12 protein-coding genes and 1 rRNA gene are annotated in these 15,269 nt (G+C 75.8%); 3 read left to right on the top strand and 10 right to left on the bottom strand.

Annotated features, from left to right (window positions below):
* Positions 1 to 10: 10 nt before the first annotated feature.
* Together steA and recN are read right to left on the bottom strand one after the other, a co-directional pair.
* Positions 11 to 1,189 (bottom strand): putative cytokinetic ring protein SteA, encoded by a 1,179-nt coding sequence (gene steA / locus ACSNN7_RS18545; RefSeq protein WP_436682070.1) that lies wholly within the window; start codon positions 1,187 to 1,189, stop codon positions 11 to 13.
* A 119-nt stretch (positions 1,190 to 1,308) separates the two neighbouring features.
* On the bottom strand, positions 1,309 to 3,066 hold the full coding sequence (gene recN, locus ACSNN7_RS18540; RefSeq protein WP_436682068.1) for a DNA repair protein RecN: 1,758 nt from the start codon (positions 3,064 to 3,066) through the stop codon (positions 1,309 to 1,311).
* An 80-nt stretch (positions 3,067 to 3,146) separates the two neighbouring features.
* Between recN and ACSNN7_RS18535 the strand changes: the two genes are divergently transcribed.
* Complete coding sequence (locus tag ACSNN7_RS18535) at positions 3,147 to 4,148, top strand: helix-turn-helix domain-containing protein (RefSeq protein ID WP_436682067.1); 1,002 nt, start codon at positions 3,147 to 3,149, stop codon at positions 4,146 to 4,148.
* 45 nt (positions 4,149 to 4,193) lie between these two features.
* Here ACSNN7_RS18535 and ACSNN7_RS18530 read toward each other — a convergent pair whose 3' ends face one another.
* From ACSNN7_RS18530 to ACSNN7_RS18510, 5 genes are all read right to left on the bottom strand, one after another.
* Positions 4,194 to 7,922, bottom strand: a complete 3,729-nt coding sequence (locus ACSNN7_RS18530; protein ID WP_436682066.1) for a S8 family serine peptidase — start codon at positions 7,920 to 7,922, stop codon at positions 4,194 to 4,196.
* Between the two features lie 231 nt (positions 7,923 to 8,153).
* Positions 8,154 to 9,038, bottom strand: a complete 885-nt coding sequence (locus ACSNN7_RS18525; RefSeq protein ID WP_436682065.1) for an NAD kinase — start codon at positions 9,036 to 9,038, stop codon at positions 8,154 to 8,156.
* 94 nt (positions 9,039 to 9,132) lie between these two features.
* Positions 9,133 to 9,993, bottom strand: coding sequence for a TlyA family RNA methyltransferase (locus ACSNN7_RS18520; RefSeq protein ID WP_436682064.1), 861 nt, complete (start codon positions 9,991 to 9,993; stop codon positions 9,133 to 9,135).
* Between the two features lie 20 nt (positions 9,994 to 10,013).
* Positions 10,014 to 10,280, bottom strand: a complete 267-nt coding sequence (locus ACSNN7_RS18515; protein ID WP_436682063.1) for a hypothetical protein — start codon at positions 10,278 to 10,280, stop codon at positions 10,014 to 10,016.
* Positions 10,281 to 10,305: 25 nt separating this feature from the next.
* The gene (locus tag ACSNN7_RS18510; RefSeq protein WP_436682062.1) at positions 10,306 to 10,896 is read right to left on the bottom strand and encodes a phasin family protein; all 591 of its coding nucleotides are present in this window, start codon (positions 10,894 to 10,896) and stop codon (positions 10,306 to 10,308) included.
* 114 nt (positions 10,897 to 11,010) lie between these two features.
* On the opposite strand from ACSNN7_RS18510, the gene ACSNN7_RS18505 reads away from it, so the two are divergent.
* Positions 11,011 to 11,346: an SCP2 sterol-binding domain-containing protein gene (locus ACSNN7_RS18505; RefSeq protein WP_436682061.1), complete on the top strand. Its 336-nt coding sequence runs from the start codon at positions 11,011 to 11,013 to the stop codon at positions 11,344 to 11,346.
* A gap of 30 nt (positions 11,347 to 11,376) precedes the next feature.
* Here ACSNN7_RS18505 and ACSNN7_RS18500 read toward each other — a convergent pair whose 3' ends face one another.
* Both ACSNN7_RS18500 and ACSNN7_RS18495 read right to left on the bottom strand, forming a co-directional pair.
* Complete coding sequence (locus tag ACSNN7_RS18500) at positions 11,377 to 12,399, bottom strand: HAD-IIA family hydrolase (RefSeq protein WP_436682060.1); 1,023 nt, start codon at positions 12,397 to 12,399, stop codon at positions 11,377 to 11,379.
* The gene (locus ACSNN7_RS18495; protein ID WP_436682088.1) at positions 12,396 to 13,313 is read right to left on the bottom strand and encodes a tetratricopeptide repeat protein; all 918 of its coding nucleotides are present in this window, start codon (positions 13,311 to 13,313) and stop codon (positions 12,396 to 12,398) included. The genes ACSNN7_RS18500 and ACSNN7_RS18495 overlap by 4 nt, the downstream gene beginning before the upstream one ends.
* Here ACSNN7_RS18495 and ACSNN7_RS18490 point away from each other — a divergent pair, their 5' ends adjacent.
* Positions 13,314 to 15,104, top strand: coding sequence for a hypothetical protein (locus ACSNN7_RS18490; RefSeq protein WP_436682059.1), 1,791 nt, complete (start codon positions 13,314 to 13,316; stop codon positions 15,102 to 15,104).
* A gap of 90 nt (positions 15,105 to 15,194) precedes the next feature.
* On the opposite strand, the gene rrf is transcribed toward ACSNN7_RS18490, so the two are convergent.
* Positions 15,195 to 15,269, bottom strand: a 5S ribosomal RNA gene (gene rrf, locus ACSNN7_RS18485); the annotation flags it as partial.

Raw genomic sequence — 15,269 nt, 5'->3', positions numbered from 1 at the left:
GGTCGGGGAGCTAGAAGAGCTGGCCGAGCTGGAACACGAAATTGTCCCACCACTCCGAGACCACGCCCAAATACGCCTTCCCGACGGTGGAGACCGCCACCGCGGAGGCCATCGCGGCGACCGCCGAGAGGACCAGCAGCAGCAGCGAGGAGCCCGAGATGCTCTGCCGGTAGAGCCGGCTCACGCCCTTGGCGTCGACCAGCTTGCCGCCGACCTTGAGCCGGGTGAGGAAGGTCGAGGCCATGCCGCCACGGCCCTTGTCGAGGAACTCGACCAGCGTGGCGTGCGTGCCGACGGCCACCAGCAGCGAGGCGCCCTTCTCGTCGGCCAGCAGCATGGCCAGGTCCTCGCTGGTGGCGGCGGCGGGGAAGGTGATCGCCGGCACGCCGAGCCCGTTGACCCGGGCCAGGCCGGGCGCCCGCCCGTCCGGGTAGGCGTGCACGATCACCTCGGCGCCGCAGCGCAGCACGTCGTCGGTGACCGAGTCCATGTCGCCGATGATCATGTCGGGGGTGTACCCGGCCTCGACCAGCGCGTCCGCCCCGCCGTCCACCCCGATCAGCACCGGCTTGAACTCCCGGATGTACGGGCGCAGCACGTCCAGGTCGTCCTTGTAGTCGTAGCCGCGCACCACGATCAGGCAGTGCCGGCCCTGGACCTGGGTCTGGATGTCCGGTACGCCCACCCCGTCGAGCAGCAGGTCGCGTTCCTGCCGCAGGTAGTCCATGGTGTTGGCGGCGAACGCCTCCAGCTGGACCGACAGCCCCTCGCGGGCGTCGGCCATCGCCTTGGCGACCGTCTCGGCGTCCTGCAGGTCCCCGTGGGCGACCGGCTCGTCGCCGACGTAGACGGTGTTGCCCTCGATCCGGACCGTGTCGCCCTCGCGGATCCGCTCGAACACCCCCTCGCCCAGGTCGTCCAGGAGCGGGATGCCCGCGCCCACCAGCACCTCGGGGCCGAGGTTGGGGTAGCGCCCGGAGACCGACGGCTTGGCGTTGAGCACCGCGGCGACGCCGACGGCGACCAGCGAGTCGGCCGCCACCCGGTCCAGGTCGACGTGGTCGATCACCGCGATGTCACCGGGGCGGAGCCGGCCGACCAGCCGTTTGGTACGACGATCGAGGCGTGCGGTGCCGAGGACTGAGCCCGGTTCCGCGTTCCGGGTCCGGCGCAACGTGGGTAGACGCATCGTGACCATCCTGGCATGTGAGGCAGGCTTTTCTGTCGCGACATGCCTGAGCAGGGCCGCCTACCCAGGGAAGCACACCAGAGCGCAGGCCGGTGTGCTTGCGCTCACAATACCGGCGGTCAGGGTCGCCTTTCCTTGGCCGCCACCGCCAGAAGTTCCTCCGCATGCGCGATACCCAGGTCGGAATCCGGCAAACCCGCGAGCATCCGGGCCAGCTCCCGGGCCCGCTCGGTGTCCTCCACCACCCGGACCCCGCTGGTGGTGACCGCTCCCCCGGTGTCCTTCGCCACCACCAGGTGCCGGTCGGCGAACGCCGCGACCTGCGGCAGGTGGGTGACCACCAGCACCTGGTGGCTGCGGGCCAGCCGGGCCAGCCGGCGGCCGATCTCCACCGCCGCCTGGCCGCCGACGCCGGCGTCCACCTCGTCGAAGACCAGCGTGGGCGGCCCGCCGGAGCCGGCGAAGACCACCTCGATGGCGAGCATCACCCGGGACAGCTCGCCGCCGGAGGCGCCGCGCTGCAGCGGCAGCGAGGGCGCGCCCGGGTGGGCGAGCAGCCGCAACTCCACCTCGTCGGCGCCGTCCGGGCCGATGCCGGCCTCGGTGCCGTTGACCGTCAGCGCCGGCTCGGCCCGGCCCACCGGCCGCGGCACCACCGCCACGTCGATACGGGCGTGCGGCATGGCCAGCCCGGCCAGCTCGACGGTGACCTGCTCGGCGAAGCGGACCGCGGCCTCCTGGCGCGAGGTGGAGACCCGGCCGGCCAGCTCGGCCACCTCGCCGGCGAGCCGGTTCGCCTCGCGGTCCAGCTCGTCGAGGAGCTCGTCGGAGGTGTCCAGGTCGGACAGGCGGGTGCGGGCCCGCTCGGCCCAGGCGACCACGCCGTCGACGTCGTCGGCGTACTTGCGGGTCAGCGCCCGCAGCGCGGCCCGCCGCTCGTGGATGACCTGCAACCGGGCCGGGTCGGCGTCCAGCGCGGCCAGGTACGCCGACAGCTCGGCGGAGACGTCGGCGACCAGGGTGGCCGCCTCCTCCAGCCGGACCGCCAGCTCGCCGAGGGCCGGGTCGGTGCCGGCCTGCGCCTCCAGCGTGCGCCGGGCGGTGCCCAGCAGCGCCGTGGCGTCGGGCGTCTCGTCGGCGGCCTCCACCCCACCGGCGACGCACTGGTGGGCCAGCTGGGCTGCGGTGCGCAGCCCCTCGGCGTGCTCCAGCCGCTGCGCCTCGGCCTTCAGCTCGTCGTCCTCGCCGGGCTGCGGGTCGACCCGGGTGATCTCGTCCAGCCCCAGCCGCAGCAGATCGGCCTCCTGGTTGCGCGCCCGCGCGTTGCGCCGCCGGTCGGCCAGGTCGTCGACCACGTGCCGCCACCGCCCGTACGCCTCGCGCAGCGCGTCGAGCAGCTTCTCGTGCTCCGGCCCGGCGAACCGGTCCAGCGCGGCCCGCTGCTCGGCCGGGCGCAACAACCGCAGCTGGTCGGACTGGCCGTGCACCGCCACCACCTGCTCGCCGACCTCGCCGAGCATCGACACCGGCATGCTCCGGCCGCCCAGGTGCGCCCGGGACCGCCCCTCGACGGTGACCGTGCGGCTCAGCAGCAGAGAGCCGTCCTCGTCGGGCTCGCCGCCGGCGTCGACGACGCGGGCGTGCACCGTGTCGGCGAGGCGGCCACCGAGGCGCAGGCGCCCCTCGACCACCGCCCGGCCCGGCTCGGCCCGGACCCGCCCGGCGTCGGCCCGGCCGCCGAAGAGCAGGCCGAGGCCGGTCACCACCATCGTCTTGCCGGCACCGGTCTCGCCGGTGATGACGTTCATCCCGCCGGCCAGGGGCAGCGTGGTGTCCTCGATGACGCCCAGTCCGGTGATGCGCAGCTCTTCCAGCACAGCACCCGACAGTAGACGCGGCCCCCGACAGTTGCCAGCCCGCGCGGGCGGCGCGGCGGCCGCCCGTACGATCACCGCTCGTGGACGCGACGAGCGGTGGGCGGCAGGTGCTGCGGATACTCGGTCTGGACGAGGACGAGGAGCGCCTGTACCGGACGCTGCTGCGGCTGTCGACCGCGTCGCCGGCCCAGCTGGCGCACCAGGTGGGGTGGTCGGCCGACCGGCTCGCCCGGACGCTGGACGCGCTGCGCGACCGCGGCCTGGTCGCCCCGGCCGGTGCCGAGTCCGACCCGCCGCTGCGTCCCCTGCCGCCGGACGTGGCCCTCGGCGACGAGCTGCTGCGCCAGCAGCAGTCCCTGGAGTCCGCCCGCCGCCGGGTCGCCCAGCTGACCGAGGAGTACCGGGCCGGGGTCCGCCGCCACGACGCCGACCACCTGGTCGAGATCGTCACCGGGGCGGACGCGCTGCGGGCCCGGCTGCGCCGGCTGCAGGACGACGCGCGTACCGAGGTGCTCTGGTTCTGCCGGGCGAGCCCGTTGGCCATGCCCGGGCCGGAGAACGTGGAGGAGTTCGCGGCGCTGGCCCGTGGGGTCGAGTACCGGGCGATCTACGAACGGGAGCTGCTGACGGAGCCGGGCGCGCTGGCGGACGTGGAGAAGGCGGTGCTCAGCGGCGAGCAGGCCCGGGTCACCGACGTCCTGCCGGTCCGGCTGGCCATCGCCGACCGGACGACCGCCGTCTGCCCGCTGGTGCCCGACCGGGCCAGCGGCGCCCCGAGCGCCGCGCTGATCGGCCGCAGCCAGCTCCTCGACGCCCTGCTGGCCCTCTTCGACAGCCACTGGCACGCGGCCACCCCGCTGCGGCCGGGTACGGGGCTGCCGCCCGCCGACGGCGGACCCGGCGCCGACGAGCGGCTGCTGCTGTCGCTCTTCGTCGCCGGGGTGCCCGACAAGTCGATCGCGTCGCAGCTCGGGGTGAGCCGGCGTACCGTCCAGCGGCGGCTCGCCGACCTGATGACCCTCGCCGGGGTCGACACCCGGCCGGGGCTGGCCTTCCAGGTCGCCCGGCGGGGCTGGATCTGAGCGGAGCCCGGGCGGGGGGGCTCGGCGCCCCCCCCCCCGGTCCGGTCAGCGCAGGCCGTACGCGTCGACCACGGTCTGGTCGACGGTGTTGCCGGCCCGGTCGCGGGCGTGCACCCGCAGCGACACCGTGCCCTGCCCGGCCGGCACGACGGCGGTGAACCGCGGACCCGATCCGCGCACCGGCGTGGCCCGCCAGCTCCGTCCGCCGTCGAACGACACCTCGACCCGCAGGCTGGTGCCGGTCGGCGCCGGGACGCCCGCCGGCTGGCGCAGCGTCAGCTCCAGCTGGTGCGGACGGCCGCCGGCGACCTCGCCGCGCAGGTCGGCCGGGACCCGGTAGTCCACCTGCAGCAGCGACAGCGGCTGGGCGGCGTCCCCGGCCGGGCGGGCCGAGGTGAACTCCCAGGCCGTCTCGGTCCGGGTGGCCCAGCGCCACTCCTCCGAGGCCCGCCGGGTGGTCAGGTCCAGCCGGTAGCGGGCCGCCGCCGCGGTGGTGGGCACCGGTGCCCAGCCGTCGGAGAGGTCGGCGATCTGCTGCCCGTCGCGGCTGAGCCGCGCCTCGACGGCGTCCTGCTCCTCGCCGCCGCCGGCCAGGCCGTGGTTTCCGTCGGCGTCGACGAACTCGGCGATGCGCAGGTCCAGCGTGTCCCCGGTGCGGGTGGGGACCGGCGCTCCGGCGGCCGGCACGGCCGGCCGGACGATCGGGGCGTACCAGCTCTCGGTCTCCCGGTCGTCAGCGCCGTAGCGCCGGGCCTGCTGGGTGAGGCCGCCCTGCAGCGGGCCCCAGTCCGACCACATCAGCTTGTGCAGCACCCGGTGCTGCCACCAGGAGTCACCAGCGCTGACGTACTCCCGCCGGACGGTGCCGGTACGCACCATCCGCTGGTCGTCGACCATGGCGTACTCCTGCCACGGGCGCCAGCCGAACCGCTGCTCGGTGGCCCAGTCGAACCCGCCGGCGTCGCCGTAGCGGACGGTCACCTCGGCGGTGTTCTCCGCGGTCACGGTGTGCAGGATCCGCTCCGGGATCCGGCCCTCGGAGACCTGGAACACGTCGTACAGGTAGGGGCTGTTCACGGTGAGCGTCAGGTCCAGCTTTGCGCCACCGGCCCGGACCGCGGCGATCATCCGCTGCCCGTCGTCGTGGGCCACCGCCATCGCCGGGACGGGCAGCCGCTCCCCGGTCGGACGCCAGACCGTCCACGCGCTGAAGTCCGCCGGGCGGACGATGAGCACGGCCACCGCACCGGCCGCCGCAGCCGCGGCCACCTGCTCGTCCTCCGGGCGGTCCAGGCTGCCCTCGAGGAGCACGGCGGCGCCGCGCGCCCCGGTCAGCTCCGCGGCGGTTCCGGTGCCGCCCCAGACCAGCGGCAGCTTCTGCCGGCCCGTCGGCGCCGGCGACATGGCGAGCAGGTTGACGTCCAGCGGGCCGGAGACGCCGCTGACCTTCGCGTCCACCATCGGGGCGACCAGCTGCCAGCGCGAGGAGAACTCGAACTCGCCCTCGGTCACCTGCCGGGTCGGGGTGACGTTGAGCTGCTGGACCGTGCTGAACGCCATCACGCTGTGGTTGATCTGCCGACCGTTGCCGAACACCCGGTGCTCGTAGAAGCTGAGCGCCGCCCGTTGCTCGGCCGGCTTCGGGGTGTCGATGCGCACGGGCGTGCCCTTGCGCGGGTCGAGCACCACGGTGAGGTCCCGGTCGACGGTCAGCTCCGGGTCGGTGACCAGGGTGAGCTGCTCGTCCAGCGGAGCGCCGTGCTCGATGAGGCCCTGGAGGAGGTACGGGCCCTCCTCCAGCCGTACCTGGATCGAGTCGCCGAGCAGGTAGGTGAGCACGTCGGAGTCGGAGTGCTCGCCGAAGAGCGTGACCACCGGCGCGAGGCCCGGCTGCCCGGCCATGTCCAGCGCGCTCAGGGTGACGGTGTGGATCGGCCCGCTCATGGTGACCGCGACCGCCGTGCGGACCGTGACGCCGTCCGCGCCGGTCGCCACCAGCCAGCCGGCGTGCGTGCCCCGCTGCAGCTTCGCCGGGTCAGCGCGCAGCGGAACGGCGATGCTGCCGCCGGCGGGGACGGTGATCTCGCCGGTGCCCCCGGTGAGGGCGTCGGGCTCGTTCGTGCCACTGTCCAGGTTGCGCAGCTCCAGCGCCAGCCGCAGGGTCTGCGGGGCGGCGGTGCCGTTGGTGTACGTCACGGTGCGCTCGGCCACCGGGCCTCCGGTGGCCAGCCGGCCGAAGTCGGCGGTGGCCGAACCGTACAGCCGCTGGGACAGCGCCCGCGGCACGTCGACCCGGCCGGTGCCCTGCTCGAAGACGGTCAGCCCCGGCGTGGGCTTCGTGGTGCTGACCAGCGCGTCCTTGAGCCGGCCGGCGGTCCAATCGGGGTGTTCCTGGACGAGGATCGCAGCCGCACCGGCGACGTGCGGGGTGGCCATCGAGGTGCCGTTGGCCCGGGTGTACCGGTCGCCCACCGCGGTGCCCATGCTGGTACCGGCGGCGCGGGCGGCGACGATCCCGACGCCCGGCGCGGTGATCTCCGGCTTGATGCCGCCGTCACCGATGCGCGGGCCGCGGCTGGAGAAGTCCGCCAGCTTGTCGTCGCGGTCCACCGCGCCGACGGTGAGCGCCGACGTCGCGGCGCCCGGGGAGCCGACGCTGTTCGCCGCTCCCTCGTTGCCCGCGGCGACGACGAAGAGCGCGCCGGTCTCGGCGGTCAGGTCGTTGAGCGCCTGGCTCATCGGGTCGGTGCCGTCGGTCGCGCTCCCGCCGAGGCTCATGTTGATCACCTTGGCGCCGGAGCGGGCGGCCCACTCCATGCCTGCGACGATCGCCGACTCGTAGCCCCGGCCGAAGTCGTCGAGCACCTTGCCGACCAGCAGCCGCGCGCCCGGTGCGACGCCCTTGCGCAGCCCGTCGGAGGCGGCGCCGCTGCCGGCGATGGTGGACGCGACGTGGGTGCCGTGGCCGTGCCCGTCCTGCGCGCTGCCGGTGCCGCTGAAGTCCTTCGCCTCGACGATCCGGTCGGCCAGGTCCGGGTGGTTCGCGTCGATGCCGGTGTCCAGCACCGCGACCTCGACGCCCGCACCGTCGCGCCCGGCCGCCCAGGCCGCCGGCGCGCCGATCTGCGGCACGCTGTGCTCCAGGTCCGCGCGGACCCGCCCGTCCAGCCAGACCCGGTCGATGCCGGCGCCGAGCCGGGCCGGCGCACCGGCGGCGGTACGCGCCGGCGGCGTGCCCCGCAGCGTCGTCCACAGCCCGCCGAGGTCGTTCTTGCCGACCTTCAGCGCGGCGCCGTTGATGCTCTCCAGCGGCCGGGCGGCGGTGGCCCCGGCGAGCGGACGGACCCGCCCACCGGCCGGCTGCTGGTAGCGCACGATCAGCGGCAGCGCGCCCTCGGCGGCGTCGCCGTACCCGTCGGCGACGAGTTCCTGCACGTCGAACAGGTCCGCGTCGAGCGCACCGGCGGCGACGTACGGGACGACGTCGCTGGGCAGCACCCGCAGGCCACCGTCGGCCTGGATGGTCTGGAAGGTGATCCGGTCCCGGCCGGGGCCGGGGCGGACGGTGGCGGCGACCCGGCCAGATGCGGCGGGAGACAGCTCCACCCGGTCGCCGGTGATCAGGGTGATGCGGGCGGGCTCGGCGCCCGGGGCGGTCGTGGCCGAACTCGGGCCACTGGGCCGGGCGGGCGGGTCGGCGGACGCCGGTGCGGCGAGCCCGACCACCAACGCGCCGACCGCGCCGGCGCTGAGCCAGCGTGGGGACCGGTGCATGCGATGTACTCCTCTACTCCGGGGCCGGCCTCGAGGAGGTCGGCCCACCGGAGTCTGCGCCGGAGATCATCGGTTGGTCACTAGGGGCGGTCCGCCGCACCGGCGACATGTCGCCAGGTGGACACGGGGCGACCGGGACGAAACCGCCACCGGTCCGGTGCGTTGCCGGCGCTTGCCGGCGTGCTGCGGGCGACCCGGCCGGACCCGCACCGCCACCCCGCCCGGGGACGCTCAGCGCCGGCTGCCGCGCCAGCCCTCCACCGGCAGCGCGAACTTCGCCACCAACCGGTCGGTGAACGGCCGGGCCCGCAGCCGGACGATGCGTACCGGCAGGGCGCCGCGGCGCACCGTCACCCGGGCGCCCGGCGGCAGGTCGAAGACCCGCCGGCCGTCGCAGCAGAGCACCGCGAGGGTGGTGAACGGGTCCACGGTGATGGAGAACGTGGAGGTCGGCGCGGTCACCAGCGGCCGGCTGAACAGCGAGTGCGCGCTGATCGGCACCAGCAGCAGGGCCTCCACCTCCGGCCAGACCACCGGGCCGCCGCCGGAGAAGGCGTACGCGGTGGAGCCGGTGGGTGTCGCGCAGACCACCCCGTCGCAGCCGTACCGGGACAGCGGGCGGCCGTCCACGTCGACGAGCAGCTCCAGCATCTGGGCCCGCTCGCCCTTCTCGACGCTGACCTCGTTGAGCGCCCAGGACTCGATGGTCGGGCCGCCGTCGAACTCGGCGGTCACGTCCAGGGTGAGCCGTTCGTCCACCGTGTAGTTGCGCCCCACCACGTCGCGGACCGCCACGTCGAGGTCGTTGATCTCGGCCTCGGCGAGGAAGCCGACCTTGCCCAGGTTGATGCCGAGCAGCGGCGCCTTGGCCGGCCGGGCCAGCTCGGCCGCGCGCAGGAAGGTGCCGTCCCCGCCGAGGGCGAAGACGATCTCGGCGCCCTCGGCCGCCTCCAGACCGGTCACCGGCACCACGCCGGGCAGGTCGAGGTCGTCGGCTTCCTCGGCCACCACCCGCACCTCGAAACCGGCCGCGATGAGGTCGGCGGCGACGGCCCGGGCGTGTTCGGTGCTGCGCCGCCGCCCGGTGTGCGTCACCAGCAGCGCCGTGCGGCTCACCGGGCCACCCGCCCGCCCGCGCCGCCGGGGTTCACCCCGTCGCTGTCGCCCACCGGCTCCGCCTCTCGTCCGCTCGTCGGGTTCCGCCCGTCGCTCACCCTGTCGCCTCCCGGTCCGCCTCCGCCGGCCCGCTCCCGGCGGGAGCGAAGCCCTCGGGCCCGGCCGCCACCACCGCGCGTACCCGCTCGGGGTCGGCCGCCGGGGCGCCCCGGCGTAACCATACGAAGAACTCGACGTTGCCGCTGGGCCCCGGCAGCGGACTGGCCGCCACGTCCGCCAGGCCCAGCCCGAGCCCGGCCGCGGTGGCCGCCACGTCGAGCACCGCCTCGGCGCGCAGCGCCGGGTCGCGGACCACGCCGCCGGTGCCCACCCGTTCCTTGCCCACCTCGAACTGCGGCTTGACCATCAGCGCCAGGTCGCCGTCGGCGCGGGTGCAGCCGGCCAGCGCCGGCAGCACCAGGCGCAGCGAGATGAAGGACAGGTCCGCCACCGTCAGGTCCACCTCGCCCCCGATGACCTCCGGAGTCAGCGTACGGACGTTGGTGCGCTCGAAGACCCGTACCCGCTCGTCGGTGCGCAGCGGCCAGGCGAGCTGGCCGTAGCCGACGTCCACCGCCACCACCTCGGCGGCGTCGGCGCGCAGCAGCACGTCGGTGAAGCCGCCGGTCGAGGCGCCCGCGTCGAGGCAGCGCCGCCCGGCCACGGCCAGCCCGCCCGGGGCGAACGCGGCGAGGGCACCGGCCAGCTTGTGGCCGCCCCGGGAGACGTACTCGGAGGTGGGGTCCTCGCCGGTGACCAGCAGCGGGTCGGCCGGGTCGACCATCGCGGCGGCCTTGCGCGCCGGCACCCCGCGCAGCTGGACCCGGCCGGCCTCGACCAGCGCGGCGGCCTGCTCGCGGGAGCGGGCCAGACCGCGTCGGACGAGTTCGGCGTCGAGGCGGGTACGACGTGCCATGCGGTGCTTCTCCGGTCGCTTCAGGCCTGGTCGATGGTGGCGAGGGTTTCCCGCAGCGTCTGGTACGCCGCCTCGTACTGGGCGATCTGGTCGGCCGGGGGCAGCCCCTCGGCGTTGATCATCGCCTGGACGGCGGCGTCGACGGCCGGGTGGTGCGCCTCCTCGACGTCCTCGTACGCGGTGGGCGGCGGCCCCGGCCGGGGTCCGGGCGGCGGGCCGGGACGCGCTCCCGGCGGCGGCCCGGGACGGGCGCCGGGCGGCGGCCCGGGACGAAACGGGGCGCTCACCGCGCGCTCCGGCCACCGGCGCGCGTCACTGTGCGCCGCCGGTGGTCCGCTTGCGGGGCGCGGCCTTCTTCGCCGGCCGGGTCGCCGGTGCGACGCCGTCGCCGCCGGAGGTGCTCACCGCGGCCGGCGGCTTCTTGGCGATCGCCTTCTTCGCCACGGCCTTCTTCGCCACCGCCTTGGTCGGGGCGGGGACCGGCGGCTGGCCGCCGGTGGCGCCGGTCGGAGCGCCGCCGGTGGACGGGCCCGGCGCGCCGCTCGCGGCGCCACCCGGCAGGGTGGCCGTCGACGTGCCCGGCAGCAGCCCGCCGGGGCCGCCCTTGGCCTCGCGCAGCTGCCGCTCCAGCTCATGCACCCGGCGGGTCAGCTCGGCGACCTCGTCGGCGGTGGCCAGACCGACCGCCCCGAGCGCCCGGTCCACCTCGAAGCGGACCAGCTTGGTCAGCGCCTCGCGGTTGGCCGCGCTGGTGGAGAGGAGCTCCTCGGCGAGCCCCTGGAGCTGGGCGGCGGTGGCGCCGCCCGTGCCGACCAGCCGCCGAGCGGCGTCCTGGGCCTTCTTCCGGGGCGCCTCCGTCAGGCCCATGGCCAGCTCGAGGTAGGCGCGCCACGCGTCCTGCATGCCGGTTTTCCCTTCCGCGGGGCGGGGTGTGCGGGTCTCACGCTACCGGGCGCCCCCGACCGCCCATTGCGGTACGGTGCCGAGGAACGGCGTGGCGGGCGTGAAGGAGACGATGTGGCCAGCGTGGACGAGTGCCGGCAGGCGTTGCATGATCTGGCGAGCCGGTTGGAGCGCCACGCCGAGGTCGGCCAGCGGATCGACCTGGACCGCACGCTCGCCTGCCGGATCACCGACCTGGACACGGCCTTCCACGGTCGGCTCGCCGGTGGACGGCTGGTCGACCTGGCCGACGGCGACGATCCGAAGGCCAAGATCGCACTGACCACCGGCAGCGACGACCTGGTCGCCCTGGTCCGCGGTCAGCTCGACATCACCAGGGCGGTCGCCGCCCGCCAGATCTCGATCAAGGCCAGCCCGTTCGACCTGATGAAGCTCCGCAAGCTGCTCTAGCCGCCCCGGCTCGCCCGGGGGTGCGGTAGGTCAGGCCGACAGGCCGAGCACCGCCAGGGCGCGTTGCGCCTCCGGCGTCGCCGGCCGCACCTCCGGCGAGGCCGCCGGCGCCGACCAGGCCGCCGCGCAGAGCGCGGCGAGGGCGTCCAGCGGGCGTCCCGCGCCGCGCAGCTCCAGGCCGCCGTCGGTCCGGGCCGCCGACCAGCCGCCGACGTCCGTCCCGCCCGGCACCGCGACCACCGCCGCCGGGTCGAAGAGCCCGGCCAGGTCCATCGCCACGTACGTCGGGCGGCGCGGCTCGGGTGCCGCCAGCAGCTCGGGTACGTCGCTGACGCCGGTCAGCACCAGCAGGCTGTCCAGTCCGGCACGGCGGGCGCCCTCGATGTCGGTGTCGAGGCGGTCGCCGACGACCAGCGTCCGGCCGCCACCGGCCCGGCGGGCGGCGGTGGCGAAGAGCGCCGCCTCGGGCTTGCCGACCACCATGTCCGGTTCCCGGTTCAGGGCGTGCCGCAGCGCGGCGACCAGCGACCCGTTGCCGGGCAGCGGGCCGCGACCGCTGGGCAGGGTGCGGTCGGTGTTGGTGGCGACCCAGGTCGCCCCGGCGCGGATGGCGACGGACGCCTCGGCCAGGTCCACCCAGCCCACCTGCGGGCCGTACCCCTGCACGACCGCGACCGGCGACTCGTCCGCGCGGGCGACCGGGGTGAGTCCGGCGGCGCGGATCTCGGCGCGCAGCGCCTCCGCGCCGACGACCAGCACCGGCGCGCCGGCGGGCAGCCGGTCGCGGAGCAGCTCGGCGGCGGCCGCGGCGGAGGTCAGCACCTCCTGCGGCTCGGCCGGCACGCCCATGCCGGTGAGCAGGTCCGCCACCTCGCTGGAGCGGCGCGACGCGTTGTTGGTGGCGTACGCGACCGCCCGGCCGTCGGCGTGCAGCCGGCCGACCGCCTCGACCGCGCCGGGGATCGGCCGGTCGATCAGGTAGATCACCCCGTCCAGGTCGAACACGACCAGGGTGTACCCGTCGACCAGCCGGTCCCCGGCGACCTCGGTCATCGCTGGTCCGACTCCGGCTCCGACCCGCGCTCGGCCGGCTCGTCACCGGTGGGCCGCGACGCGTCGCTCACGGTGGACCCGGCCTCGGTCGGGCTCGGCTCGGCGGCGACGGCCGTGGCCGCCTCGTCGGTGAGCTCGTCCTCGTCCTCGTCCTCGTCGCGCTCGTCGTCGTCCTCGTCGAAGTCGTCGTCCTCGTCGTCGCGGTCGTCGTCCTCGTCGTCGCGGTCGTCCGCGTCGGTCAGGTCGTCGGCGGCGGCGGTGAGGTCGACGTCCGGCTGGGCCGGCACCGCACCCGGCGCGCCCGGCCCGGCGGCGATCTCCTCGGCCGGCTCGTCGTCCTCGTCGTCGCCCTCGATGACCACGCCGTCGAGTTCGAGCAGCCGCTCCGCCGCGTCGGTCTCACCGTCGGTGTCCACGTCGGCGGCACGGGAGAACCACTCGCGGGCCTCCTCGCGACGGCCGACGGCCAGCAGCGCGTCCGCGTAGGCGTAGCGCAGCCGGGCCGTCCACGGCTGGGTCACCTCGGCGGTCAGCTCGGGGACCTGGAGCATCGCCACCGCGGCGTCCTTCTGCCCCAGATCACCCCGGGCACCCGCGGCCACGATCAACAGCTCCACGGCCAGGCCCTGGTCGAGCTTCTCGCGGTCGGCACCCCGGAACAGGTCGATGGCCCGCTCCGGACGCCCCAGCGCCCGCTCGCAGTCGGCGAGCACCGCCAGGTGGCTCTGCAACCCGGTCATCCGGTGGTACGTCCGCAGCTCGGCGATGGCCGTCTGCCACTCCCCCGCGTGGTACGCGGCCAGCCCGACCGCCTCACGAACGGCGGAGATGCGCGAGGCCAGCCGACGGGCCGCCATCGCGTGGGCGAGCGCCTCCGCCGGGTCCTCGTCGATCAGCTGACCGGTCGCGACCAGGTGCCGGGCGACGGTCTCCGCCACCGGCTTGTTCAGCGAGAGCAGCTCGGCGCGGACGGCGGTGTCCAGGTCGCTCGCGGAGATCTCGTCCGGCAGCGCCGGCGCGACCGCCCGACCGCCCTCGGCCTCGTCCTGCCGCTCCCGGTCGGGGCCGAAGCCACCCTCGCGACGCCGGTCCTCGAAGCCCCGCCGGTCGTCGCGACGCGGCCGGTCACCGTAGCCGCCCCGGTCGGCGCCCCGGTCGGGCCGGTCGCCACCCTCGCGGCGCTCGCCGCCCCGGTAGCCGCCTTGACGGCGCTCGCCGCCACGGAAGCCACCGCCCTCACGACGGTCACCACCCCGCGGGGCCTCGCCCTCACGACGGAAGCCGCCCTCACGACGGTCGCCACCCTGGTAGCCGCCCTCACGGCGCTCACCGCCACGGAAGCCACCCTCGCGACGCTCGCCGTCGCGGAAACCACCGCCGCGCGGGGCCTCGCCCTCACGGCGGAAGCCACCCTCGCGGCGCTCACCGCCGCGCGTGTCGCCCTCGCGGCGGAAGCCACCCTCGCGGGGACCCGAGCGGAAGCCGCCTTCACGACGGTCACCGCCACGGAAGCCACCGCCCTCACGGCGGTCGCCACCGCGCGGCGCCTCGCCGTCCCGACGGAAGCCACCCTCACGGCGGTCGCCGCCCTGGTAACCACCCTCACGACGCTCACCGCCGCGGAAGCCGCCCTCCCGGCGCTCACCGTCGCGGAAACCACCGGTACGCGGGGCCTCGCCGTCACGGCGGAAGCCACCCTCGCGGCGCTCACCGCCGCGCGTGTCGCCCTCGCGGCGGAAGCCACCCTCGCGGGGACCCGAGCGGAAGCCGCCCTCACGACGGTCACCGCCACGGAAGCCACCCTCGCGCGGGGCGTCGCCGCCCCGGTAGCCGCCCTCGCGGCGCTCGCCGCCGCGGAAGCCCTCACGACGGTCACCACCACGCGGGGCCTCGCCGTCCCGGCGGAAGCCGCCCTCACGGCGGTCGCCGCCCTGGTAACCACCCTCACGACGCTCACCGCCGCGGAAGCCGCCCTCACGGCGCTCACCGTCGCGGAAACCACCGGTACGCGGGGCCTCGCCGTCCCGGCGGAAGCCACCCTCACGACGGTCGCCGCCCTGGTAACCGCCCTCACGACGCTCACCGCCGCGGAAGCCACCCTCGCGGCGGTCACCACCGCGGGTGTCGGCGTCACGGCGGAAGCCACCCTCGCGCGGTCCGGAACGGAAACCGCCCTCACGACGGTCGCCGCCGCCGAAGCCGCCCTCACGGCGCTCGCCACCACGGAAGCCACCACCGCGCGGCGCCTCGCCGTCACGGCGAAAACCGCCCTCACGACGCTCGCCGTCGCGGAAACCACCGGTACGCGGAGCGTCGCCGTCACGGCGGAAGCCACCCTCGCGCGGACCCGATCGGAAACCGCCCTCACGGCGCTCGCCGCCACGGAAACCACCGGTACGCGGGGCGTCACCGTCGCGGCGGAAGCCACCCTCGCGGCGCTCGCCGCCGCGGGCATCGCCCTCGCGGCGGAAGCCACCCTCCCGCGGTCCGGAACGGAAGCCACCCTCACGGCGGTCACCGCCGCGGTAGCCCCCGCTGTCACGGCCGCCGCGGTCGGCACCGGAAGTGCCCCGCTGGCCGCCTCGATCGTCACGGTCTCCGCGGTACGGGGGTCGGTCGTCCCGGCGCGGGCCGGCACCCCGCCCTTCGGGGCGGTCGGCTCGGTCCTCGTAACGGCGCGGACGGTCTCCGCCCTGCGGTCCTGAACTCACAGGTACATCCTTCCTCATTGCGCCATCCGTGGCGCTACGCAGTCGAGGGCCGACCCGGATGGGGCGCCCCTCGACTGGAAGATTGTCCGGCGGTGTCCTACTCTCCCACACCCTCCCGAGTGCAGTACCATCGGCGCTGGAGGGCTTAGCTTCCGGGTT

Origin of the sequence: Micromonospora sp. URMC 105 (assembly GCF_051386295.1) — a bacterium.
Lineage (GTDB): Bacteria > Actinomycetota > Actinomycetes > Mycobacteriales > Micromonosporaceae > Micromonospora.
The sequence above is the reverse complement of the archived record's forward strand: the minus strand, read 5'-3'. Positions and strand labels throughout refer to the sequence as shown.